The following is a 20,303-nucleotide window of genomic DNA, read 5'->3' on the forward strand; positions in this document are numbered from 1 at the left end:
GACGACGATGAGCCAGGCGCAGGAGCACGACCAGGCGGGGCCCGCCGTGCCGCAGACCCGCACCGCACGCCACCGGCGGATCGTGGACATCCTCAACCGGCAACCCGTGCGGTCGCAGAGCCAGTTGGCGAAGCTGCTGTCCGACGACGGGCTGAGCGTCACCCAGGCGACGCTCAGCCGGGACCTGGACGAGCTGAACGCGGTGAAGATCCGCAACACCGACGGCGACCTGATCTACGCGGTGCCCAGCGAGGGGGGTTTCAGGACCCCTAGGGCGCCGCTCGGCGGGTCGGCGAAGGAGGAGCGGATGCGACGGCTCTCCGCGGAGCTGCTGATCTCCGCGGAGGCCTCGGCGAACCTGGTGGTGCTCCGGACACCGCCGGGCGCGGCCCAGTTCCTCGCCTCGGCCATCGACCAGGCCGAGCTGCACGACATCCTGGGGACGATCGCGGGTGACGACACCTTGCTGCTGATCAGCCGCGATCCGGTGGGCGGCCAGGCGCTGGCGGACCATCTGCTGCGGCTCGCCCAGAACGGGCACTGAGGGCTGCGCCGGGGGCGGGAGCGGCTACCCGGAAGCCGTACCCCGTCCCCTCCCGCCTGCGGGCAGTCGTGCCGCTGGGGCGGCGCGGGTGGGCGCAGGCGGGGGACGGCAAGCGCCGGTGAGCGACACCCCGGCCGGTCCGGCGGCAGCACCGGCGCACAGTCTCGCCCCTCTCGACCAGGGCCCGTTCAGCCCAGCCGCGCGGCCAGCCCTCCCGTGCAGCGGACCTCGTCGCCCGCCGTGATCAGCAGCGCCTCGGTGTCCTCCAGCGACTCCAGCCACGCCAGGCCCTCGCGGGAGCCCATGGCGAAGGCGGCCGTGGCCCAGCAGTCGGCCCAGGTGAGGCCGGGCGCCACCACCGTCACCGAGACCAGGTCGGTCACCGCGGACTTCCTGGTGCGGGGGTCGACGATGTGCGCGCCCCGTTCGGCCGTGCCGGACGTGGCCACCGCCAGCCGCTCCACCCCGGCGGCGGTGACGACGGCCGCGAGCCCTCCGGGCCGCAGCGGGTCCGCCACGCCGACGCGCCACGGCCGCTCCGGGCCGGGGACGCCGTACAACTGGACGTCACCGCCCCCGTTCACGTTCACCCCGGTCGCCCCGGCGTCGACCAGCAGCCGGGCCGCCCGTTCGGTGGCCCACCCCTTCACCAGCCCGGTCGGGTCGAAGCGGCCCTCGTACGTGGCGCTGAACCAGCCACCGCTCGACCGCTCGGCCTCGGCGCACAGGTCGAGCACCTCGCCGACCTCGGGAGCGCACTCCTCGATCGTCACCTCGCCCCGCGCGAGCCGGGAGATCTGGCTGTCCTCGCGGTAGGTGCTGAACACCTCGTTCACGGCGTGGAGCCCGGCCACCGCCTCGTCGAGCGCCGCCCTGACCGCGGCGGGCTCGCCTCCCCGCACGTCGAACGAGAAGACGGTGCCCATGACCTCCTCGACGTGCCGCAGCTGGGCGGGCGCGGAGGCTCCGACGGGTTCGCTCATGGGGTCATCCTGCCTGGTCCAGGGCGGACTGGAGGGACTCCTTGTAGCCGCCGCTGGTGTACGTGGCGCCGGAGACGGCGTCGATGTCGGCGCTCCCCGCCGTCACGGCGTTCTTGTTGAGCTGCGGGATGGCGGTGCCGCTGATCTGGGTGGAACGGCCGCCGGTCGGCTGCTGCAGCGCCTCGGCGTTCGTGATCCGGCCGTCGGTGACCGTGATCCGGACCTGGACCGGCCCGTAGTCCGTCTTGACGGCGGAGCCCGTGAGCACCTGCGTGCCCGTCACCTGCCCGGCCCCGGACTTGTCGGCCTCGCCGCCCCCGTCCTGCGCCTTGCCGCCCGCCTCGACCTCGCCGCCGCCCGAGTCCTGCGCCTTGCCGGCCTGGTCCAGGGCGGACTGGAGGGACTCCTTGTAGCCGGCGCTGGTGTAGGTGGCGCCGGAGACGGCGTCGATGTCGGCGCTGCCCGCCGCCACGGCCGCCTGGTTGAGCTTCGGCACCGAGTCGCCGGTGATCTGGGTGGAGCGGCCGCCGCTCGGCGCCTGGACGGCCTCGGCCTTGGTGATCTTGCCGCCGCTGACCGTGATCCGGACCTGGACCGGACCGTAGTCGGTCTGGACGGTCGTCCCCGTGAGCACCTGGGCGCCCGAGTCCTGCGCCTTGCCGGCCTGGTCCAGGGCGGACTGGAGGGACTCCTTGTAGCCCGCGCTGGTGTAGGTGGCGCCGGACACCGCGTCGATGTCGGCGCTGCCCGCGGTCATCGCCGCCTGGTTCAGCTTGGGGATGGCGTCGCCGCTGATCTGGGTGGAGCGGCCGCCGCTGGGCTGCTGCACCGCCTCGGCCTTGGTGATCCTGCCGCCGTCGACGGTGATCCGGACCTGGACGGGGCCGTACTCGGTGTCGACGGCGGAACCCGTCAGGGTCTGCGCGCCCGCCGCCACCCCGCCCTGTGCCGAAGGGACGCCCCCGGCCGCTCCGGCCTGTACCGACCCGGCGTCCGAGGCCGGCTTCAGCGACAGCAGCAGCACGATGCCGGACACGGTGGCGGCGGTGGCGAGCAGGGTCCGCCGGATGGGGTGGCTCTTCTTCATCGCTCCTTCAGCTCCTGAGGTGTGAAGTCTCGCGGGGGCCCCTGGGGCGAACCCGTGGGGAAACCCATGGCCAGAAAGTCGGGGTGGGCAGATCCTGGTGACCTGCCGCTGGGACGGTCCCCGGACCTACGGCTGGAACGGTCCGGGGGCGGACGGCGGGGACGGACGGCCGGACGCGATCACGCTCTTCGGCCGGCCGACTCGCTCACATCTCGAACGACTCGTGGTGGATACGGCGGGTCGGGACGCCCGCACCGCGCAGCGCCTCGTAGACGCCCTGCGCGAAGCCGGGCGGCCCGCACAGGAAGACGTCGTGGCTCTCGATGTCCGGGATCTTGCGGCGCAGCGAGTCCGGCGAGATGTCCGGGCGTTCGCCCTCCGGGCTGTTCACCGCGTACATCAGCCGCGCCCCGCGCTCCTCGGCGATCTGCGCCAGCTCGTCCCACAGGGCCAGGTCCTGGGTGCTGTTGGCCCGGTAGAGCAGCGTCAGGTCCCCGGCCGCGCCGGGCAGTGTCTCGAACAGGGCCCGCATCGGCGTGATGCCTACACCGCCGGCCACCAGCAGCACCTTGCCCTTGCTGCGCTTGCCGGCCGTGAGCGCCCCGTACGGGCCCTCCGCCCACACCCGGACACCGGGCTCCAGTTCGCGCAGGGCCGAGCTGTGGTCGCCGATCGCCTTGACCGTGATGCGCAGCATGTTGGGGCGGGGCGCCGCCGACAGCGAGTACGGGTGCGAGCTGAACCGCATGCCCGGCGCGAGGAACCGCCAGCGGAAGAACTGCCCGGCCTCCGCTCCCATCCGGTGCAGCTTGCGCCCGCTCATCAGCACCGACACGATGCCGGGCGACTCCTCGATGACCGCCTCGACCCGCAGCCGGTGCTTCAGGTTCAGCTTGACCGGGGAGATGATCCGGTACCAGACGACCAGGGCGGTCACCGTGCCGTACAGCGCGTACCAGCCGGTCTTCGCCGCGGGGGTGGCGGCGAACTCGTTGCCGGTGGTGATCTGGTGCCAGAAGGTCAGGAACGTGGCCGCGTACGTCAGCAGGTGCGTGTGGTACCAGAGGTCGTACGGGATCCGCTTGCGCACCGGGCCGATCGAGATGAGCCCGATGAACACCAGCAGACCGGTGCCGATGGCCGCCTTGCCCATGTCCGGCAGCTGGTTGATCGAGTCGATCGTCTGCTGGAGGATCGCGGTGTGGGTGAGGCCGGCCTGGAGGGCGTACCCGTACATCGTGAGGACGACGTGCGCGACGACCAGGCAGAGCGTGTAGCGGCCGGTCATCGCGTGCCAGCGGGCCACCCGGTCGGAGCCGACCCGCCGTTCCAGCGCGGGCACCCGGGCCATCTGGAGCACCACCAGGGCCATCAGGTATCCGGCGAGCAGGCCCGTGATCCGCCCGGCGTTCACCATCTTGCTGCCCTGGTCCGCGATGGACGCGGTGTTGTCCCACCACAGCCACACCACCGCCGCCGCGCCCGCCCAGAAGGCGATCAGCAGCGGGACGGCGGGAGAACGACGAGGTCGGATGCGGCGCATCGTCTGGCGGCGCGCGGCGCGACCTCCGGCGATCGTGGACACGGTTCCTCCGTGGTGGGCTGGACCCTTGGCCCACACGTACGTGCAGGGAGTGCCGTGTGTTCAACGGTGTGAACAACTCGCCGCGCGGGAGAACCGGTGGCGCGGGACGGCCGCGCCACCCGTGTGCCGCCCGCGCGTCCGCCCCGCGTCAGCCGCCGGAGGGCGGCAGGGGCAGCGGCAGCCCGGGAAGACCGTCGAGGCTGGTCGCGATGTGCTCCTTGGAACCGAAGTAGGCGCTCAGCGAGTCGTCGTCCTCGCGCGCGAAGCGCCTGCCGTGCAGGTCGCGGTCCTCCTCGTACGCCATGAACGGCACGGCGTAGCCGCAGCTGTCGCGGATGCGCTCGGCCCGGACCACGATGACGGCGCGCAGGCCGTGCCGCGTGGGGTCGATGTCGGGGAAGCGGGCCAGGAGTCCGGCGAAGCGCGGATCGTCGCGGAAGACGGCCTCCCCGGTGCCGTGCACCCGCACGATGGTGGGCGGGCCCTGGAAGGCGCACCACATGAGGGTGATCCGGCCGTTCTCGCGCAGGTGGGCGATCGTCTCCGCGTTGGAGCCCGCGAAGTCCAGATAGGCGACGGTGAGTTCGTCGAGGATCACGAACGAACCGCGCAGGCCCTTGGGGGAGAGGTTGACCGTGCCGTCGGCCGACAGGGGCGCCGAGGCGGTGAAGAAGAGGGGCTGGGCCTCGATGAAGGTACGGAGGCGGCCGTCGATGCGCTCGTAAGTCTTTCCCATGTCTAACGATTATTGACGGAAAAACTTCGCCTGTCTAAGGAATTCTTCGAGAGGCGAGGCAGTGGACCGGGCGCGGAGCCGGGGATGCGAACCGGGGCGGGGAAAGCGAATTCCGGGTGGTTCCCCGTGCGGGGATCCACCCGGAACCGGGTCTTCCGTGGCCGCCCCGGCCGGCGCGCGGGGCGGCCACGGCCCCTGTCACCCCCGTTCAGGGGCGCAGGAGGTCACTCCGGCCGAGCCGGAGGACTACTGGTTGAGCTGGCAGGGGGCGAGCTTCTCCAGGCCCTCGGGCTTGGCGGCGGCGCGGCCGATCGCGGTCTCGATGCGGTTCAGCGCGGCGACGCGCTTGTCCTCCAGCGGGCCGAGGATGGCGTTGTTGACGAAGTTGGGGCCACCCTGGCCGACGGTGTCGACGAGGCGCTTGTTGGCCTCCTGGATCTGGGTGTCGAGGAGGGCGAGGTTGCGGTCGACCTCGGCCTGGGCGGACGCGGGGATCGCCGGGAGGCTGCCCTCGACGGCCGGGCAGGAGATGGTGCCGGGGGCACCCGCGTTGTTCTCGGCACCCGCGTTGCCCGCGTCACCGGCGTTGCCCGCGTCCTCGCCCGCACCGGCCTCGGCGCCGGCTCCGGCCTCCTCGCCCGCCTGGTCACCGGCACCGGCCTGGTCACCGGCGCCGGCGGCGCCGCCCTGGTTGAGCTGGCAGGGGGCGAGCTTCTCCAGGCCCTCGGGCTTGGCGGCGGCGCGGCCGATGGCGGTCTCGATGCGGTTCAGCGTCGCGACGCGCTTGTCCTCCAGCGGGCCGAGGATGGCGTTCTGCACGAAGTTCGCGCCGCCCTGGCCGACGGTGTCGACGAGGCGCTGGTTGGCCTCCTGGATCTGGGTGTCGAGGAGGGCGAGGTTGCGGTCGACCTCGGCCTGTGCGGAGGCGGGGATCGCCGGGAGGCTGCCCTCGACGGCCGGGCAGGAGATGGTGCCCGGGGCACCCGCGGCGTTCCCTGCGTCGGCGTCGCCCGCTCCGGCCCCGGCGTCCGCACCCGCTCCGGCGCCCGCCTGGTCACCGGCGCCGGCGGCGCCGCCCTGGTTGAGCTGGCAGGGGGCGAGTTTCTCCAGGCCCTCGGGCTTGGCGGCGGCGCGGCCGATGGCGGTCTCGATGCGGTTCAGCGTCGCGACGCGCTTGTCCTCCAGCGGGCCGAGGATGGCGTTCTGCACGAAGTTCGCGCCGCCCTGGCCGACCGTGTCGACGAGGCGCTTGTTCGCCTCCTGGATCTGGGTCTGCAGCAGGGCGAGGTTGCTGTCGACCTCGGCCTTGGCGGAGGCGGGGATGGCCGGCAGGCTGCCCTCGACCGCCGGGCACGAGATGGTGCCCGGGGACGCGGCGGCGTCCTGACCGTCGTTGTTGGCACCCTCACCGGCAAGAGCGGAACCCGCGATGACCGCTCCGGAGAGCACGACCGCGGCGGCGCCGCCGATGATCCCTACGCGACGCTTGTTGTACTTCGGAAGAGCCCTGGACATGCGGATGCCTCACTCGGGTCGGGTGTGGTCGGTGTGAACTAACGCGGCGCCTGCGTTCGGTGAGAGTTACGAGCAAGCGGTTTCGTTTGTTCAAAGCTTTCTCCGCATCTCCCAAAGTTCTCTCAGATTGACGATTCATGCAGAGTTCTGCATACTCATGCATGACAGCGAACAGCGCAGTACGCGGAGATCGAGGAGCAACGCGAGTGAGCAGCAACAGCGGTGACGTACGGCTCTGGGGCGCACGTTTCGCCGACGGTCCCGCGGAGGCCCTGGCGAAGCTGTCCGCGTCGGTCCACTTCGACTGGCGTCTGGCCCCGTACGACATCGCCGGCTCCCGCGCCCACGCGCGCGTGCTGCACCGGGCGGGTCTGCTCACCGAGGACGAGCTGGCCCGGATGATCGCGGGCCTGGACCAGCTGGAAGCGGACGTGGCCTCGGGCGAGTTCGTCGGCACGGTCGCCGACGAGGACGTGCACACCGCCCTGGAGCGCGGTCTCCTGGAGCGGCTGGGCCCCGACCTGGGCGGCAAGCTGCGCGCCGGCCGGTCCCGCAACGACCAGGTCGCGACCCTCTTCCGGATGTACCTGCGCGACCACGCCCGTACGGTCGGCGGTCTGATCGCCGAGCTGCAGGAGGCGCTGATCGGTCTGGCGGAGGCCCACCCGGACGTGGCGATGCCCGGCCGTACGCACCTCCAGCACGCCCAGCCGGTCCTGTTCGCCCACCACGTCCTCGCCCATGTCCAGTCCCTGTCCCGGGACGCGGAGCGGCTGCGTCAGTGGGACGAGCGCACGGCCGTCTCCCCCTACGGCTCGGGCGCCCTCGCGGGCAGCAGCCTCGGTCTGGACCCGGAGGCGGTGGCCAGGGACCTGGGCTTCGAGCACGGCAGCTCCGCGAACTCCATCGATGGCACGGCCTCCCGTGACTTCGTCGCCGAGTTCGCCTTCATCACCGCGATGATCGGCGTGAACCTCTCCCGGATCGCCGAGGAGGTCATCATCTGGAACACGAAGGAGTTCTCCTTCGTGACCCTCCACGACGCCTTCTCGACGGGCTCGTCGATCATGCCGCAGAAGAAGAACCCGGACATCGCGGAGCTGGCCCGGGGCAAGTCCGGCCGTCTGATCGGCAACCTGACGGGCCTGATGGCGACGCTGAAGGCCCTGCCGCTGGCCTACAACCGCGACCTCCAGGAGGACAAGGAGCCGGTCTTCGACTCCATCGACCAGCTGGAGATCCTGCTCCCCGCCTTCACCGGCATGATGGCCACGCTCACCGTCCACCGCGAGCGCATGGAGGAACTGGCCCCGGCCGGCTTCTCCCTCGCCACCGACGTCGCCGAGTGGCTCGTCAAGCAGGGCGTCCCCTTCCGTGTCGCCCACGAGGTCGCCGGCGAGTGCGTCAAGGTCGCCGAGTCCGAGGACAAGGAGCTGAACGACCTGACGGACGAGCAGTTCGCCAAGATCTCGGCCCACCTGACACCCGAGGTCCGCACCGTCCTGAACGTCCCGGGCGCCCTGGCCTCCCGCAACGGCCGGGGAGGCACGGCCCCGAGCGCGGTGGCGGTCCAACTGGCGGACATCAAGCAGGACGTGGCGACGCAGCACGCGTGGGCCACTGCCAAGAACGGCAAGTAGGCACCGAGCCCGCGCCCCGTTTTTCAGGGGCGCGGGGAACTGCGCGACAAGCCACGACGCGCCCGCACCCGCCCAGGAACAGGGGGACCGGGTTCTGAGGCGGGAGTTGAAGGTCATCACGGGTTACGTTGGTCGGAAGCCCCAAGGAGCCGACCGAACGGAGCCCGCGATGCCCTTCGCCCGACTGGCCGCAGCCACCACCCCCACCTGCCACATCGGCTTCGGTCTCGCCGCAGTCGCCCGCCCCGGCTACATCACCCTCGGCCGCGACGCCGACCTCGGGGAGACCCGCACCGTCGAAGCCCTGCGCACCCGCACCCACGAACTCCTGGACGCCGCCTACGCCCAGGGCGTCCGCTACTTCGACGCGGCCCGCTCCTACGGCCGCTCGGAGGAGTTCCTCGCCGACTGGCTGAGGGCACGGCCCGGCCTGGACGACATCGTCGTCGGCAGCAAGTGGGGCTACACCTACACCGCCGGCTGGACCACCGACGCCGAGCGGCACGAGGTCAAGGACCACAGCCTCGGGACGTACGAGCGACAGCGCGCCGAGAGCGCCGAACTCCTCGGCGACCGGCTGGACCTCTACCAGATCCACTCGGTGACCCCGGACAGCCCGGCCCTCACCGACAAGGAACTCCACGCCCGGCTGGCGGAGGCCGCCGCCCAGGGCGTCACCATCGGCTTCTCCACCAGCGGCCCGGCCCAGGCGGAGGCCGTCCGCACCGCCCTCACGGTGACCGTGGACGGCGAACCCCTGTTCCGTACCGTGCAGTCGACGTACAACGCGCTGGAGACCTCCGCCGCGCCCGCGCTCGCCGAGGCGCACGACGCCGGGCTCACCGTGATCGTCAAGGAGGGCATGGCGAACGGCAGGCTGGCGGGCCCGCACGCGCCGGACGCGCTCCGGGCCGTCGCCGAGCAGACGGGTCTCGGCTGCGACGCGGTCGCCCTCGCGGTGGTCCTGCGGCAGCCGTGGGCCGGTGTCGTCCTCTCCGGCGCCGCCACCACCAACCAGCTCGCCTCCAACCTGCACGCGGCGGTCGTCGACCTCGACGACGAGCAGCTGGCCGGCCTCGCCGGTCTGGCCGAGGACCCGCGGACCTACTGGGACAAGCGCGCGCAGCTGCCCTGGCACTGACCACGCCTCCCCGACCACGGTCATGAGACATCCATGCCCGCACTGAGACAAGAATGTCTCACATGGGTTATGGTTGTCTCATGGCCGTCGATCGTGAACACGTGCTGCGCAGCGCAGCCGCCCTGCTGACCCGCAAGTCCACCGCGACGATGGACGAGGTCGCGAAGGCCGCCGGGATCAGCCGGGCCACGCTGCACCGCCACTTCGCGGGGCGCGACGCGCTCGTACGGGCGCTGGAGGCGCTCGGCATCGCGGAGTGCGAGGCCGCCCTGGACGCGGCCCGTCCCGCCGAGGGCTCCGCGCGCGAGGCCGTACGACGGCTCGTGCGGGAGATCGAACCGGCCGCCGGGCTCCTCGCCTTCCTCTACAGCGAGGCGCAGCTGTTCGAGGGGGAGGGGCAGCACGAGGGCTGGTCCCGGATCGACGACCGCATCGCGGCCCTCTTCGCCCGCGGCCAGGCGGCCGGCGAGTTCCGTATCGACCTCACCCCGGCCTGGCTCACCGAGGCGCTCTACGGCCTGCTGGCCTCCGGTGCCTGGGCGGTCGCGGACGGCCGTGTGGCCGCCAAGGACTTCACCCACATGATCGCCGAGCTGCTGCTCGGCGGCGCTCTGCGTCATCCCGTACAACCGAGAGAGGAATCATGACCAGCACCCTGCGGCCGGCCGGCGCGACGGAGGCGGAGAAGAGGCCGGGCCGCTGGCTCGCACTCTCCGTCCTCGTGCTCGCCGTGCTGCTGGTGGCCGTCGACGCGACCGTCCTCGGTCTCGCGACCCCCTACATCAGTGAGGATCTGCAGCCGTCGGGCAACCAGCTCCTGTGGATCGGTGACGTCTACTCGTTCGTCATCGCGGGCCTGCTCGTGTCGGCGGGCAGCCTCGGCGACCGCATCGGCCGCAAGAAGCTGCTGCTCGTCGGGGCCACGGCGTTCGGCGCGATATCCGTGCTCAACGCCTACGCGACCTCGCCCGAGACGATGATCGTCGCGCGGGCCCTGCTCGGTGTCGCGGGCGCCACCCTGATGCCCGCCACCCTCGCCCTGATCCGCAACCTCTTCCACGACCCGCGCGAGCGCAGCCTCGCCATCGGCATCTGGGGCGCCACGGCCTCCGCCGGCACGGCGGTCGGTCCCGTCGTCGGCGGGTTCCTGCTGGAGCACTTCTGGTGGGGTTCGGTCTTCCTGATCAACCTGCCGGTGATGGCCGTCCTCGTGCTCGTCGGCATCAAGCTGCTCCCCGAGTCGCGCCATCCGAGCCCGGGCCCCTGGGACATGCTCAGCGTCGGCCTGTCGCTGGTCGGCATGATCGGTGTCGTGTACGCCGTGAAGGAGACCGCCTCCCACGGTGTGGGCGGCAACGCGCTCGCCGCGGGCGTGTTGGGCCTCGCCGGACTGTTCTTCTTCGTCCGTCGTCAGCTGACGCTGCCGCATCCGCTGCTGGACATGCGCCTGTTCCGCAACCGGGGCTTCTCCGGTGCGGTCCTCGCCGACCTGCTGACCATCCTCGGCCTGTCCGGCCTGGTCTTCTTCCTCTCGCAGTTCCTGCAACTCGTGCAGGGGCGGGGCCCGCTGGAGGCGGGGCTCGCGGAACTGCCGGCGGCCGTCGGCGCGGTGGCCGCGGGCCTGGTCGCCGGAGCCGCCGCCCGCCGCTTCTCGGTCCGTTCCGTGGTCGCGGGCGGTCTGGCGGCCATCGGCGTCGCCCTCGCCCTGCTCACGCTGGTCGACCGCACCACCGGCTACCCCCTGATCGGCGCGGCCCTGCTGATCGTCGGCATCGGCGCGGGGCTCTCCTTCACCGTCACCGCCGACGTCATCCTCTCCAGCGTCCCCAAGGAGCAGGCGGGCGCGGCCTCGGCCGTCTCTGAGACGGCGTACGAACTGGGTGCCGCTCTCGGCATCGCGGTCCTGGGCTCGATCGTGACGGGCGTCTACCGCGGCTTCACGGCCCCGGCGGGCACGCCGGCCGAGGCCCACGAGTCCCTGGGCGGAGCGGTGGAGGCGGCGGCGACCATGCCCCCGCACACGGCCCAGCACATGCTCACCGCGGCCCAGGAAGCCTTCGTGCACGGCCTGACCCTGGCCGCAGCCGCAGGAGCGACAGTACTCCTGGCCACAGCAGCCACAGCCTGGCTCCTCCTACGCCCCCAACACCTACCAAACCCCACCTGACCCGCCCCCCCCGCGCCCCTCCAGGGGCGCGGCCCCCAGAACCGGTCACCCGACATCGAACGGGCACCCTCTCAGGGGCGCGGGGAACTGCGCGAAAACCCCCCAGAACCGGTCACCCGACATCGAACGGGCACCCTCTCAGGGGCGCGGGGAACTGCGCGAAAACCCCCCACGACCGGTCACTCGACATCGAACGGGCACCCTCTCAGGGGCGCGGGGAACTGCGCGAAAACCCCCCACGACCGGTCACTCGACATCGAACGGGCACCCTCTCAGGGGCGCGGGGAACGGCGCGAAAACCCCCCACGACCGGTCACTCGACATTGAACGGGCACCCTCTCAGGGGCGCGGGGAACGGCGCGAGATCCCCCCCCACGACCGGTCACTCGACATTGAACGGGCACCCTCTCAGGGGCGCGGGGAACGGCGCGAGATCCCCCCCCCACGACCGGTCACTCGACATTGAACGGGCACCCTCTCAGGGGCGCGGGGAACGGCGCGAGATCCCCCCCCACGACCGGTCACTCGACATCGAACGGGCACCCTCTCAGGGGCGCGGGGAACGGCGCGAAATCCCCCCACGACCGGTCACTCGATATCGAACAGGCACCCCCTCAGGGGCGCGAGGAACGGCGCGAGAACCCCCACCACCCCGCACCCGACAACGAACGCCCACCCCCACGCACCCACCCGCCCAACCAGCGGAGCTACGCCGCTTCCTTGGCCTTGGACGCGTACATATCCACATACTCCTGCCCCGACAACCGCATCACCTCGGCCATCACCGAGTCGGTCACGGCCCGCAGCACATACCGGTCCCGGTCCATCCCCTCGTACCGGGAGAACTCCATCGCCTCACCGAACCGCACCGTCACCCGGTGCGGCCGGGGCAGCCCCGCACCGCCCGGCTGGATCTTGTCCGTCCCGATCATCGCGAAGGGCACGACCGGCGCCCCGGTCATCAGCGTCAGCCGGGCGATGCCCGTGCGCCCCCGGTACAGACGGCCGTCGGGCGACCGCGTCCCCTCGGGGTAGATGCCGAACATCCGGCCCTCGTCCAGCACCCGCCGTCCGGTCATCAGCGCCGCGACACCGCCCCGGCCGCCGTCGCGGTCGACGGGGATCATGCCGACGCCGGTGAAGAACCAGGCCATCAGCCGGCCCTTGATCCCCTTGCCGGTGACGTACTCGTCCTTGCCGATGAACACGACCTGCCGGTCGCAGACCAGCGGCAGGATCATCGAGTCGATGAAGGTCAGGTGGTTGCCGGCGAGGATCACCGGACCGTCTCCCGGAATGTGCTCGGCGCCCTCCACCCGGGGGCGGAACATCAGGCGCATGATCGGTCCGAGCACTGCCTTGATGAGCACGAAGCGGGACAACGGGCCCTCCCATGTCAAGCGTTCCGGTACAAGTATGTGCAGGTGAGGACGATACTCCCGGCTCCGGGGGCGGCGCACACCGGGTTCACCGAGTGGATACCAAGTGTTGACGCTGTTTTACCTGCGGTGACGCCGACGTGGCGGCGTGTCACGAACCCGAAACATGTGACGGACGTCGCGCCACCGAACGGACGACCCGTCAAATTGCGCCACTCGTGCGACACGAGGCGTCTTCCGTGTGTTCGGTCCCAGGTCTCCCGACGGTCACCTCCGGACACCTACGATCGTCCAGCTTTGACAGGTGCAGGGCATCACGGTGGAGGAGCCGTTCATGGGGACGCAGGAGTCGCGGCAGTCGCAGGACTCGAACGAGCAGGGACGCGGAGCGGGCCGACGGGCGCTGCTCGGCGCCGCGATGCTGGGCGCGGGCGGAGCGGTCCTCGGACTGCCGGCCACGGCCACGGCCGCCGAGGCCGGGTCGGGCGCGAAATCGGGCGGCGGGTACCGCAGACTGCCCGTGCCGACGATCATCGGGCACCGCGGCGCCAGCGGCTACCGCCCGGAACACACGCTCGGCTCGTACCAGCTCGCCCTCGACCTGGGCGCGCACGTCATCGAGCAGGACCTCGTGCCCACCAAGGACGGCCACCTCGTGTGCCGTCACGAGAACGACATCACCGCCACCACCGACGTGGCGACGCACCCCGAGTTCGCCGACCGCAAGGCCACGAAGGTCGTCGACGGCGTCACGTACACCGGCTGGTTCACCGAGGACTTCACCCTCGCCGAGCTGAAGACCCTGCGCGCCAAGGAGCGCATCCCGGGCAACCGCCAGAAGAACACCCTCTACGACGGCCGCTGGGAGATCCCCACCTTCGAGGAGGTGCTGCGCTGGGCCGAGAAGGAGGGCAGGAAGCGGGGCGAGCGGGTCTGGCTGCACGTGGAGACCAAGCACCCCACCTACTTCCGCAAGCTGGGCCTCGGCCTGGAGGAGCCGCTCGCCAAGCTGCTGCGTACGTACGACCGGCACAAGAAGAACTCGCCGGTCTTCCTGCAGTCGTTCGAACCGAGCAGCATCCAGCGCCTGAACGGCCTGGTGGACAGCCCCCTGGTCGTCCTGCTCTCCGGCGCCGCCACCCGCCCCTGGGACTTCGTCGAGGCCGGTGACCCGCGCACGGTCGCCGACCTGGTCAAGCCGGCCGGTCTCGGCTGGATCGCCTCCTTCGCCAACGGTATCGGTCCGACGCTCGACCTGGTCATTCCGCGCGACTCGGGCGGCAACCTGACGACCCCCACCACCCTCGTCGCGGACGCGCACGCCAAGGGCCTCATCCTGCACCCGTACACCATGCGCAACGAGAACTCCTTCCTGCCCGCGAACTTCCGCAGGGGCACGGACGCCAACGCCTACGGCGACGCCTTCGGCGCGTTCAAGGTGTACTTCGACACCGGCATCGACGGCATCTTCACCGACAACCCCGACACCGGCCTGCTGGCCCACGCGGACTTCGTGGGCGACTGAGCCGACCGGGGGAATCCCGGCCGTCAACACATGAGCCCTCGCCCCCGATTGGGGTGACTCCCGTCCGCCCCGGCAACCCCTGCCGGGGCGGTGGCGTCCCGGGGCATATGACACACGACCTGCTGACAGTCCTCCGCCCCCTGCTGGCCGCGGAGGCGTCGGCCGAGGCCCACGCGGCCGGCGCCGAGGCGGGGGACCTGGAACAGGCGGTCTGGCTGCGCCTGCTGGAACGGCTCGACGCCGACGGCCCGCCCGCCGACCCGGAGGGCTGGCTGCGCGGCGCCGTGCGCTTCGAGGCGCGCCTCAGCCGCCGCACGGCCCGGCGCGAACTGCCCTACACCGCCGAGCCCGCCGACGAGCACGCGCCCGGCCCCGAGCAGCAGGCCCTGACCGCGGCCCGCCGCCGCGCGCTGTACGCGGCCGTACGCCGGCTCCCCGGGCGCTGCCCCCGGCTGCTCGCGGCCCTGCTGTCCCCGAACGACCTCACCTATCGCGAGATCGCGGGCGAGTTGGGTATCTCACAGGGCAGCCTGGGCCCGGAACGCTCCAGATGTCTGGGATGTCTTCGACGATTGCTGGCCGTGGAGGTTGCGGCACACGAACCACGGGGATAGGAGTGAAGGACATCGGGTGAGCAGGTGAGCGGGAGGCGTGCACACATGGGCATGAGCGTGACCATCGCGGTGGCGACCGAGCAGGACGCCGAGCAGATCTTCAGGCTGCAGTACCTGTGCTTCCAGGGCGAGGCGGCCCTGTACGGCAACTACCGCATCGACCCGCTCGTCCAGAGCCTCGACTCCGTCCGCGAGGAGGTCGCCTCGGACTGCGTGTTCGTGGCCAGGCTCGGTGACGAAGTGGTCGGCTCCGTGCGCGGCGCCCTCGACGCCGACGGCACCGCGGCCATCGGCAAGCTCTGCGTCCACCCCCGCCTCCAGGGCCACGGCATCGGCGCGCGCCTGCTGCGCGCCGCCGAGTCGGCCCTCGCCGGGGAGCGCGGCGCCACCAGGTTCCGCCTCAGCGCGGGCCACCGCAGCGAGGGCAACCTGCGGCTCTACCGCCGGGTGGGCTACGAGACCGTGGGGACCAGCCAGGGCCGGGACGGGGTGCCGATGGTGGTGCTGGAGAAGCCCGCGGAGGCGTACGCGACCACAGCATGACGGCGGCCCCGGACGGGGCGGAGGCAGGGTGCCGGCCGCGAGGGTTCCCCGGCCGCCTGACGGATCTCAGGCGGCCGCCTCCCGGCGCGCGCTCCTGCGCAGCCAGTACATCGCCGTGACCGGGAGGATCACGGGGATGAACAGGTATCCGATCCCGTAGTCCGACCAGACCGTCTTGTCCGGGAACGCCGACGGCTCCACCAGCGTCCACGTCCCCACGATCAGCACGCCCGCCAGTTCCACCGCACAGCACACCCGCGCCGCCCGCCGGGCGAACTCCCCGCCCCGCACCAGCGAGTACGTGATGAACCCGTAGACCACACCGGCCACCGCCGACAGCGTGTACGCGAGCGGCGCGTGCGCGAACTCGGTGGAGATCTGCACGGCGGACCGCGACACGGCCCCGACGACCATCACCCCGTACAGCCAGACCAGCAGCATCCCCGGTCCGCTGATCAGCCGCGTCCGCTTCGTCTCCTGCCGCACCTCGTTCGTCGCGCTCACGTCAGCCTCCCCAGATGTCGTAGAGCCGCACCTGCAGCACGGCGAGCACCACACCGCCGGCCGCGACGGTCACGCTGCCCCAGCGGGTGCGCTCCGCCAACGACATGAACCCGGTGACCGGGACACAGGCGAATGCTCCGAGCAGATAGGAGACGAAGATCGTGGTTCCCTGCTCCGGCTTCTCCCCGCGCGCCAACTGCACGATCCCGACGACCAGTTGTACCAGGGCGAGCACCGACACCACGGCCATGCCGATGAAGTGCCAGTCCTTGGTCGGCTGATCGCGATACGCGGCCCAGCCGCACCAGGCGGCGAGCAGAAGCGCGGCGACGGCGGTCGTCACCGTCAGGGGAACAAGCATGCCGCGACCCTATTACGGCGCAAAACCCCGCCGCGTCCGGCCCCGCCCCGGGAAGCCCGCCGGGCATGCGGCGTGGCCTTGGCCACAGCGACGGATGCTCACAGAGTGGACGGCACTCCATCCCACCAGCGGGTATTCCCCTTCATGCTGTCCATATCGCGGACGCTCCGCTCTCACCTGCCGCATGCATCTGTTTTACTGATCTCATGACCACGACGAGCTGCCGCACCCTTGCGACCGAGGCGACGATGACGCCCGGTGCTCGTTGTATGTGTCGAATGTGCGCCTGCTAGAGGCCCCCACCCCCCGGCACGTCCGTACGCGTCGCTGAACGCCGTACGTGACCCCTGTGCCCGCGCACGCCTTCCCTCCCGTACCCGGGCACACCCCTGCCCCGCGTACTCGACAGCGATGGAAACCCCAGTGATCACGACATCAGGCCTGACCAAGGTCTACCGCTCGCGCGGCCGTGAGGTCACCGCCCTCGACGGCGTCGACCTCCACGTCCGCGAGGGCGAGGTGTACGGCGTCGTCGGCCAGTCCGGCGCCGGCAAGTCCTCCCTCATCCGCTGCGTCAACCTGTTGGAGCGCCCCACCGCCGGCACCGTCACCGTCGCCGGGCGGGACCTCACCGCCCTCGCCGGGCGCGGCCCCCGTGCCGGCAAGGAGCTGCGGCGGGCGCGCAGCCGTATCGGCATGGTCTTCCAGCACTTCAACCTGCTGTCCACCCGCACGGTCCAGGACAACGTCGAGCTGCCCCTGGAGATCCTCGGCAGGTCCGGCAAGGAGCGCTCCCGCAAGGCCCTCGAACTCCTCGACCTCGTCGGGCTCGCCGACCGGGCGACGTCCTACCCGGCCCAGCTCTCCGGCGGTCAGAAGCAGCGTGTCGGCATCGCCCGCGCCCTCGCCGGCGACCCCGAGGTGCTCCTGTCCGACGAGGCCACCAGCGCCCTCGACCCGGAGACCACCCGCTCGATCCTGACCCTGCTGCGCGACCTCAACCGCGAGCTGGGCCTGACCGTCCTGCTGATCACCCACGAGATGGACGTCGTGAAGTCGGTCTGCGACTCGGCCGCGCTGATGGAGAACGGGCGCATCGTCGAGTCCGGCACGGTGAGCGAACTCCTCGCGACCCCCGGTTCCGAACTGGCCACCGCCCTCTTCCCGGTGACCGGCGACGCCACCGGCGAGGACCGCACCGTCGTCGACGTCACCTTCCAGGGCGAGGCGGCCACCCAGCCCGTCGTCTCCCGGCTGTCACGCACCTACAACATCGACATCTCGATCCTCGGCGCCGCCATCGACACCGTCGGCGGCCTCCAGGTCGGCCGGATGCGCATCGAACTGCCCGGCCGCTACGAGGACAACGTGGTGCCGATCGGCTTCCTGCGTGAACAGGGCCTCCAGATCGACGTCGTGGGCCAGGAGTCCGTCCTGGTGAAGGAAGGTGCCAAGTGACCTGGTCGGAGATGCGGCTGCTGCTGGAGCAGGCGTGTGGGGACACCCTCTACATGGTCGGCTGGTCCACGCTCATCGCGGTCGTCGGCGGCCTGCCGCTCGGCATCCTGCTCGTCCTCACGGACCGGGACGGGCTGCTGCGCAACGTCGTCGCCAACAAGGTCATCGGGCAGGTCGTGAACGTGGCCCGCTCGATGCCCTTCATCATCCTGATGGTCGCGCTGATGGGTTTCACCCGCTGGGTCACCGGCTCGACCATCGGCCGTGAGGCGGCCATCGTGCCGCTCGCCATCGGCGCGATCCCGTTCTTCGCGCGCCTGGTCGAGACGGCCGTCCGCGAAGTGGACCACGGGCTCGTGGAGGCCGTACAGGCCATGGGCGGCACCACCTGGACCATCGTCCGCCGGGTGCTCGTCCCGGAGTCCCTGCCCTCGCTGATCTCGTCCGCCACCACGACCGTCGTCGCCCTCATCGGCTACTCCGCCATGGCCGGCACCGTCGGCGCCGGCGGCCTCGGCGACATCGCCATCCGGTACGGCTACCAGCGCTTCGAGACCGAACTGATGTGGATCACCGTGGTGGTCCTCGCGGTCGTCATCTCCGTCATCCAGTTCGCCGGCGACTACGCGGCCCGGGCGCTGCACCGGCGCGGCGGCCGCTCCGGCGCCGCACCCCGGCTCCGGCTGCTGAAGGTCAGGGCCGCCACCCCGGACGCCACCGAGGCATAGCCCGCGCTCCGGCCCCCCACAACCAAAAAACTTCCCGTCCCACCCAAGACGGGACCGCTCCACCCAAAAGGAAAGGCACTTTTCGTGCGTAACACCGCCAAGTTCACCACCGCCGTACTCGCCGCCGGGGCCCTCACCCTCGGGCTCACCGCCTGCGGCGCGGACAAGACCGACGGCGCGTCCGACACCAGCGGCCCGCTGGTCGTCGCCGCCAGCCCCACTCCGCACGCCGAGATCCTGAACTTCGTCAAGGACAACCTGGCGGAGAAGGCGGGCCTCGACCTGGAGGTCAAGGAGTTCACCGACTACGTCCTGCCGAACACGGCGACCGAGGACGGCTCCGTGGACGCCAACTACTTCCAGAACCAGCCCTACCTCGACGACTTCAACAAGAAGCAGGGCACCCACATCGTGCCCGTCGTCACCGTGCACCTGGAGCCCCTCGGCCTCTACTCGAACAAGGTCAAGAGCAAGGACGACCTCAAGACCGGCGCGACCGTCGCCGTACCCAACGACACGGTCAACGAGGCGCGTGCCCTCAAGCTCCTCGACTCCGCCGGGATCATCACGCTCAAGGACGGTGTCGGCACCGACGCGACCCCCGCCGACATCACCGCGAACCCGAAGAAGCTGAAGTTCAAGGAGCTGGAGGCGGCCCAGACCCCGCGCTCCCTCGACGACGTCGACGCCGCGGTGATCAACGGTAACTACGCCCTCGAAGCCGACCTCTCGCCCGCCGACGACGCCCTCGCCGTCGAGCCCGCCAAGGACAACCCCAACGGCAACTTCCTCGCCGTCAAGGAGGGTAACGAGGACGACCCGCGCGTGAAGAAGCTCGCCAAGCTCCTCACCTCCGACGAGGTAAGGAAGTTCATCGAGGACAAGTGGAGCAACGGCTCGGTCATCCCGTCCTTCTGACTCGGGCCCTTCCCGCGCGCGTCCTTCCCGCTCCCGCCCTTCCGTGCCGACGGCACGTATACGGCGTATCGCCACGCATCGGGGCCGCTCCCTCACGGGGAGTCGGCCCCCTGGTGCGATTCAGTGCTTTCATGCTGCATGCTGGGCAGTTCGGCAGGCTCTCAAAGTTTTCGAAGGTTACGGAGCGGCGCATGATGAGCACCTTTCCCGACATCTCCATCAACACGGATCGGTTGGTTCTGCGCCCGTTCGACGAGGACGACATCCCGGCCTTCACCGAGATGATGAACGACGAGCAGGTGATGGCCTGGACCGATGTCCCCCAGCCCTTCACCGAACGCGAGGCGCGTACCTGGATCACCATGTACGCGCCCACCGAACGCACGTCGGGACGCGGCCTGGACCTCGCGGTCACCGAGTTCCTCACCCAGCGCCTGGTCGGCGTCATCCGGCTGACCAAGACCGACTGGCACGTACGAGCGACGGAACTCTCGTACGTCGTCGCCCCCTGGGCGCGCGGCGAGGGCTACGCCTCCGAGGCGGCCCTCGCCACCGCCCAATGGTTGTTCCGCGAGCAGAAGTTCGAACGCATCGAGCTGCGCACGGCCGCCGACAACACCGCCTCCCAGCAGGTCGCGCAGAAGATCGGCTGTATCAGCGAGGGCGTGCTGCGCAACGCCTGCATAGCGCGCACCCGCACCGCCGAGGACGGCTGGACCGAGGTCCGCACGGACTTCATCGTCTGGAGCCTCCTCCCGGAGGACATCGAGGGCGTCAGCGAGGAACTGGCCGACAGCGGCGGTTACGGGGCCTACTCGGACTGGAACTGAACCCCCGGCGGCCGTCGCGGGGGCCGTGAACCCGGCCGCCGGAGC

Annotated in this window: 19 protein-coding genes and 2 pseudogenes; 12 read left to right on the top strand and 9 right to left on the bottom strand. The window is 71.1% G+C overall.

Annotated features, from left to right (window positions below; all coding sequences use genetic code 11):
- Window positions 1-7 precede the first annotated feature (7 nt).
- Window positions 8-544, top strand: a complete 537-nt coding sequence (locus tag PYR72_RS38700; protein WP_275459621.1) for an arginine repressor — start codon at window positions 8-10, stop codon at window positions 542-544.
- Window positions 545-732: 188 nt separating this feature from the next.
- Here the strand turns inward: PYR72_RS38700 and PYR72_RS38705 are convergent, their stop codons facing one another.
- The 6 genes and pseudogenes from PYR72_RS38705 to PYR72_RS38730 all read right to left on the bottom strand — a co-directional run.
- Window positions 733-1,527: an FAD:protein FMN transferase gene (locus PYR72_RS38705; protein WP_275459622.1), complete on the bottom strand. Its 795-nt coding sequence runs from the start codon at window positions 1,525-1,527 to the stop codon at window positions 733-735.
- A gap of 4 nt (window positions 1,528-1,531) precedes the next feature.
- The gene (locus PYR72_RS38710) at window positions 1,532-2,614 is read right to left on the bottom strand and encodes an FMN-binding protein (RefSeq protein WP_275459623.1); all 1,083 of its coding nucleotides are present in this window, start codon (window positions 2,612-2,614) and stop codon (window positions 1,532-1,534) included.
- Between the two features lie 205 nt (window positions 2,615-2,819).
- On the bottom strand, window positions 2,820-4,157 hold the full coding sequence (locus PYR72_RS38715) for a ferredoxin reductase family protein (RefSeq protein ID WP_046773582.1): 1,338 nt from the start codon (window positions 4,155-4,157) through the stop codon (window positions 2,820-2,822).
- A gap of 190 nt (window positions 4,158-4,347) precedes the next feature.
- Window positions 4,348-4,935 (bottom strand): pyridoxamine 5'-phosphate oxidase family protein, encoded by a 588-nt coding sequence (locus PYR72_RS38720; protein ID WP_275459624.1) that lies wholly within the window; start codon window positions 4,933-4,935, stop codon window positions 4,348-4,350.
- A gap of 246 nt (window positions 4,936-5,181) precedes the next feature.
- Window positions 5,182-5,571: pseudogene (locus tag PYR72_RS38725) on the bottom strand (hypothetical protein); the annotation flags it as partial.
- 51 nt (window positions 5,572-5,622) lie between these two features.
- Window positions 5,623-6,450 (bottom strand): annotated as a pseudogene (locus PYR72_RS38730) (hypothetical protein); the annotation flags it as partial.
- Between the two features lie 206 nt (window positions 6,451-6,656).
- Between PYR72_RS38730 and argH the strand changes: the two are divergent.
- From argH to PYR72_RS38750, 4 genes are all read left to right on the top strand, one after another.
- Window positions 6,657-8,090: an argininosuccinate lyase gene (gene argH, locus PYR72_RS38735; RefSeq protein WP_275459625.1), complete on the top strand. Its 1,434-nt coding sequence runs from the start codon at window positions 6,657-6,659 to the stop codon at window positions 8,088-8,090.
- 169 nt (window positions 8,091-8,259) lie between these two features.
- Entirely contained in the window at window positions 8,260-9,231 is a 972-nt protein-coding gene (locus PYR72_RS38740; protein WP_275459626.1) for an aldo/keto reductase, read from the top strand.
- A gap of 80 nt (window positions 9,232-9,311) precedes the next feature.
- Window positions 9,312-9,878 carry a TetR/AcrR family transcriptional regulator gene (locus PYR72_RS38745; RefSeq protein ID WP_275459627.1) on the top strand — a complete coding sequence of 189 codons (567 nt, stop codon included), beginning with the start codon at window positions 9,312-9,314 and terminating at the stop codon, window positions 9,876-9,878.
- Window positions 9,875-11,398, top strand: a complete 1,524-nt coding sequence (locus PYR72_RS38750; RefSeq protein WP_275459628.1) for an MFS transporter — start codon at window positions 9,875-9,877, stop codon at window positions 11,396-11,398. Before PYR72_RS38745 ends, PYR72_RS38750 begins: the two co-directional genes overlap by 4 nt.
- Before the next feature lie 707 nt (window positions 11,399-12,105).
- Here the strand turns inward: PYR72_RS38750 and PYR72_RS38755 are convergent.
- Complete coding sequence (locus PYR72_RS38755) at window positions 12,106-12,780, bottom strand: lysophospholipid acyltransferase family protein (RefSeq protein WP_037725637.1); 675 nt, start codon at window positions 12,778-12,780, stop codon at window positions 12,106-12,108.
- A 331-nt stretch (window positions 12,781-13,111) separates the two neighbouring features.
- On the opposite strand from PYR72_RS38755, the gene PYR72_RS38760 reads away from it, so the two are divergent.
- From PYR72_RS38760 to PYR72_RS38770, 3 genes are all read left to right on the top strand, one after another.
- Window positions 13,112-14,302: a glycerophosphodiester phosphodiesterase gene (locus PYR72_RS38760; protein ID WP_275459629.1), complete on the top strand. Its 1,191-nt coding sequence runs from the start codon at window positions 13,112-13,114 to the stop codon at window positions 14,300-14,302.
- A gap of 107 nt (window positions 14,303-14,409) precedes the next feature.
- Window positions 14,410-14,916: a sigma-70 family RNA polymerase sigma factor gene (locus tag PYR72_RS38765; protein WP_275459630.1), complete on the top strand. Its 507-nt coding sequence runs from the start codon at window positions 14,410-14,412 to the stop codon at window positions 14,914-14,916.
- A 45-nt stretch (window positions 14,917-14,961) separates the two neighbouring features.
- Window positions 14,962-15,459, top strand: a complete 498-nt coding sequence (locus PYR72_RS38770) for a GNAT family N-acetyltransferase (protein ID WP_037725642.1) — start codon at window positions 14,962-14,964, stop codon at window positions 15,457-15,459.
- A gap of 66 nt (window positions 15,460-15,525) precedes the next feature.
- On the opposite strand, the gene PYR72_RS38775 is transcribed toward PYR72_RS38770, so the two are convergent.
- Together PYR72_RS38775 and PYR72_RS38780 are read right to left on the bottom strand one after the other, a co-directional pair.
- Window positions 15,526-15,963, bottom strand: a complete 438-nt coding sequence (locus tag PYR72_RS38775; protein ID WP_275459631.1) for a hypothetical protein — start codon at window positions 15,961-15,963, stop codon at window positions 15,526-15,528.
- 1 nt (window position 15,964) lies between these two features.
- Window positions 15,965-16,324: a hypothetical protein gene (locus PYR72_RS38780; protein ID WP_013004961.1), complete on the bottom strand. Its 360-nt coding sequence runs from the start codon at window positions 16,322-16,324 to the stop codon at window positions 15,965-15,967.
- Between the two features lie 411 nt (window positions 16,325-16,735).
- Between PYR72_RS38780 and PYR72_RS38785 the strand changes: the two genes are divergently transcribed.
- The 4 genes from PYR72_RS38785 (at window position 16,736) to PYR72_RS38800 (ending at window position 20,258) form a co-directional block, all read left to right on the top strand.
- Window positions 16,736-17,782 (top strand): ATP-binding cassette domain-containing protein, encoded by a 1,047-nt coding sequence (locus PYR72_RS38785; RefSeq protein WP_275459632.1) that lies wholly within the window; start codon window positions 16,736-16,738, stop codon window positions 17,780-17,782.
- Window positions 17,779-18,510: a methionine ABC transporter permease gene (locus PYR72_RS38790; RefSeq protein ID WP_275459633.1), complete on the top strand. Its 732-nt coding sequence runs from the start codon at window positions 17,779-17,781 to the stop codon at window positions 18,508-18,510. Before PYR72_RS38785 ends, PYR72_RS38790 begins: the two co-directional genes overlap by 4 nt.
- 84 nt (window positions 18,511-18,594) lie before the next feature.
- Window positions 18,595-19,428 (top strand): MetQ/NlpA family ABC transporter substrate-binding protein, encoded by an 834-nt coding sequence (locus PYR72_RS38795; protein WP_275459634.1) that lies wholly within the window; start codon window positions 18,595-18,597, stop codon window positions 19,426-19,428.
- Window positions 19,429-19,619: 191 nt separating this feature from the next.
- Window positions 19,620-20,258, top strand: coding sequence for a GNAT family N-acetyltransferase (locus tag PYR72_RS38800; RefSeq protein ID WP_275459635.1), 639 nt, complete (start codon window positions 19,620-19,622; stop codon window positions 20,256-20,258).
- The last annotated feature ends 45 nt before the right edge of the window (window positions 20,259-20,303 follow it).

Origin of the sequence: Streptomyces sp. VNUA24 (assembly GCF_029167005.1) — a bacterium.
Taxonomy (GTDB): domain Bacteria; phylum Actinomycetota; class Actinomycetes; order Streptomycetales; family Streptomycetaceae; genus Streptomyces; species Streptomyces scabiei.

What these genes read in the sequence shown, in the direction of transcription:
- PYR72_RS38715 (WP_046773582.1), bottom strand. Translation starts at nt 4,157, where the DNA reads ATGCGCCGCATCCGACCTCGTCGTTCTCCCGCCGTCCCGCTGCTGATC.
- PYR72_RS38700 (WP_275459621.1), top strand. Translation starts at nt 8, where the DNA reads ATGAGCCAGGCGCAGGAGCACGACCAGGCGGGGCCCGCCGTGCCGCAG.
- PYR72_RS38705 (WP_275459622.1), bottom strand. Translation starts at nt 1,527, where the DNA reads ATGAGCGAACCCGTCGGAGCCTCCGCGCCCGCCCAGCTGCGGCACGTC.
- PYR72_RS38770 (WP_037725642.1), top strand. Translation starts at nt 14,962, where the DNA reads ATGGGCATGAGCGTGACCATCGCGGTGGCGACCGAGCAGGACGCCGAG.
- PYR72_RS38785 (WP_275459632.1), top strand. Translation starts at nt 16,736, where the DNA reads ATGGAAACCCCAGTGATCACGACATCAGGCCTGACCAAGGTCTACCGC.
- PYR72_RS38800 (WP_275459635.1), top strand. Translation starts at nt 19,620, where the DNA reads ATGATGAGCACCTTTCCCGACATCTCCATCAACACGGATCGGTTGGTT.
- PYR72_RS38710 (WP_275459623.1), bottom strand. Translation starts at nt 2,614, where the DNA reads ATGAAGAAGAGCCACCCCATCCGGCGGACCCTGCTCGCCACCGCCGCC.
- PYR72_RS38740 (WP_275459626.1), top strand. Translation starts at nt 8,260, where the DNA reads ATGCCCTTCGCCCGACTGGCCGCAGCCACCACCCCCACCTGCCACATC.
- PYR72_RS38720 (WP_275459624.1), bottom strand. Translation starts at nt 4,935, where the DNA reads ATGGGAAAGACTTACGAGCGCATCGACGGCCGCCTCCGTACCTTCATC.
- PYR72_RS38750 (WP_275459628.1), top strand. Translation starts at nt 9,875, where the DNA reads ATGACCAGCACCCTGCGGCCGGCCGGCGCGACGGAGGCGGAGAAGAGG.
- PYR72_RS38765 (WP_275459630.1), top strand. Translation starts at nt 14,410, where the DNA reads ATGACACACGACCTGCTGACAGTCCTCCGCCCCCTGCTGGCCGCGGAG.
- PYR72_RS38780 (WP_013004961.1), bottom strand. Translation starts at nt 16,324, where the DNA reads ATGCTTGTTCCCCTGACGGTGACGACCGCCGTCGCCGCGCTTCTGCTC.
- PYR72_RS38760 (WP_275459629.1), top strand. Translation starts at nt 13,112, where the DNA reads ATGGGGACGCAGGAGTCGCGGCAGTCGCAGGACTCGAACGAGCAGGGA.
- PYR72_RS38745 (WP_275459627.1), top strand. Translation starts at nt 9,312, where the DNA reads ATGGCCGTCGATCGTGAACACGTGCTGCGCAGCGCAGCCGCCCTGCTG.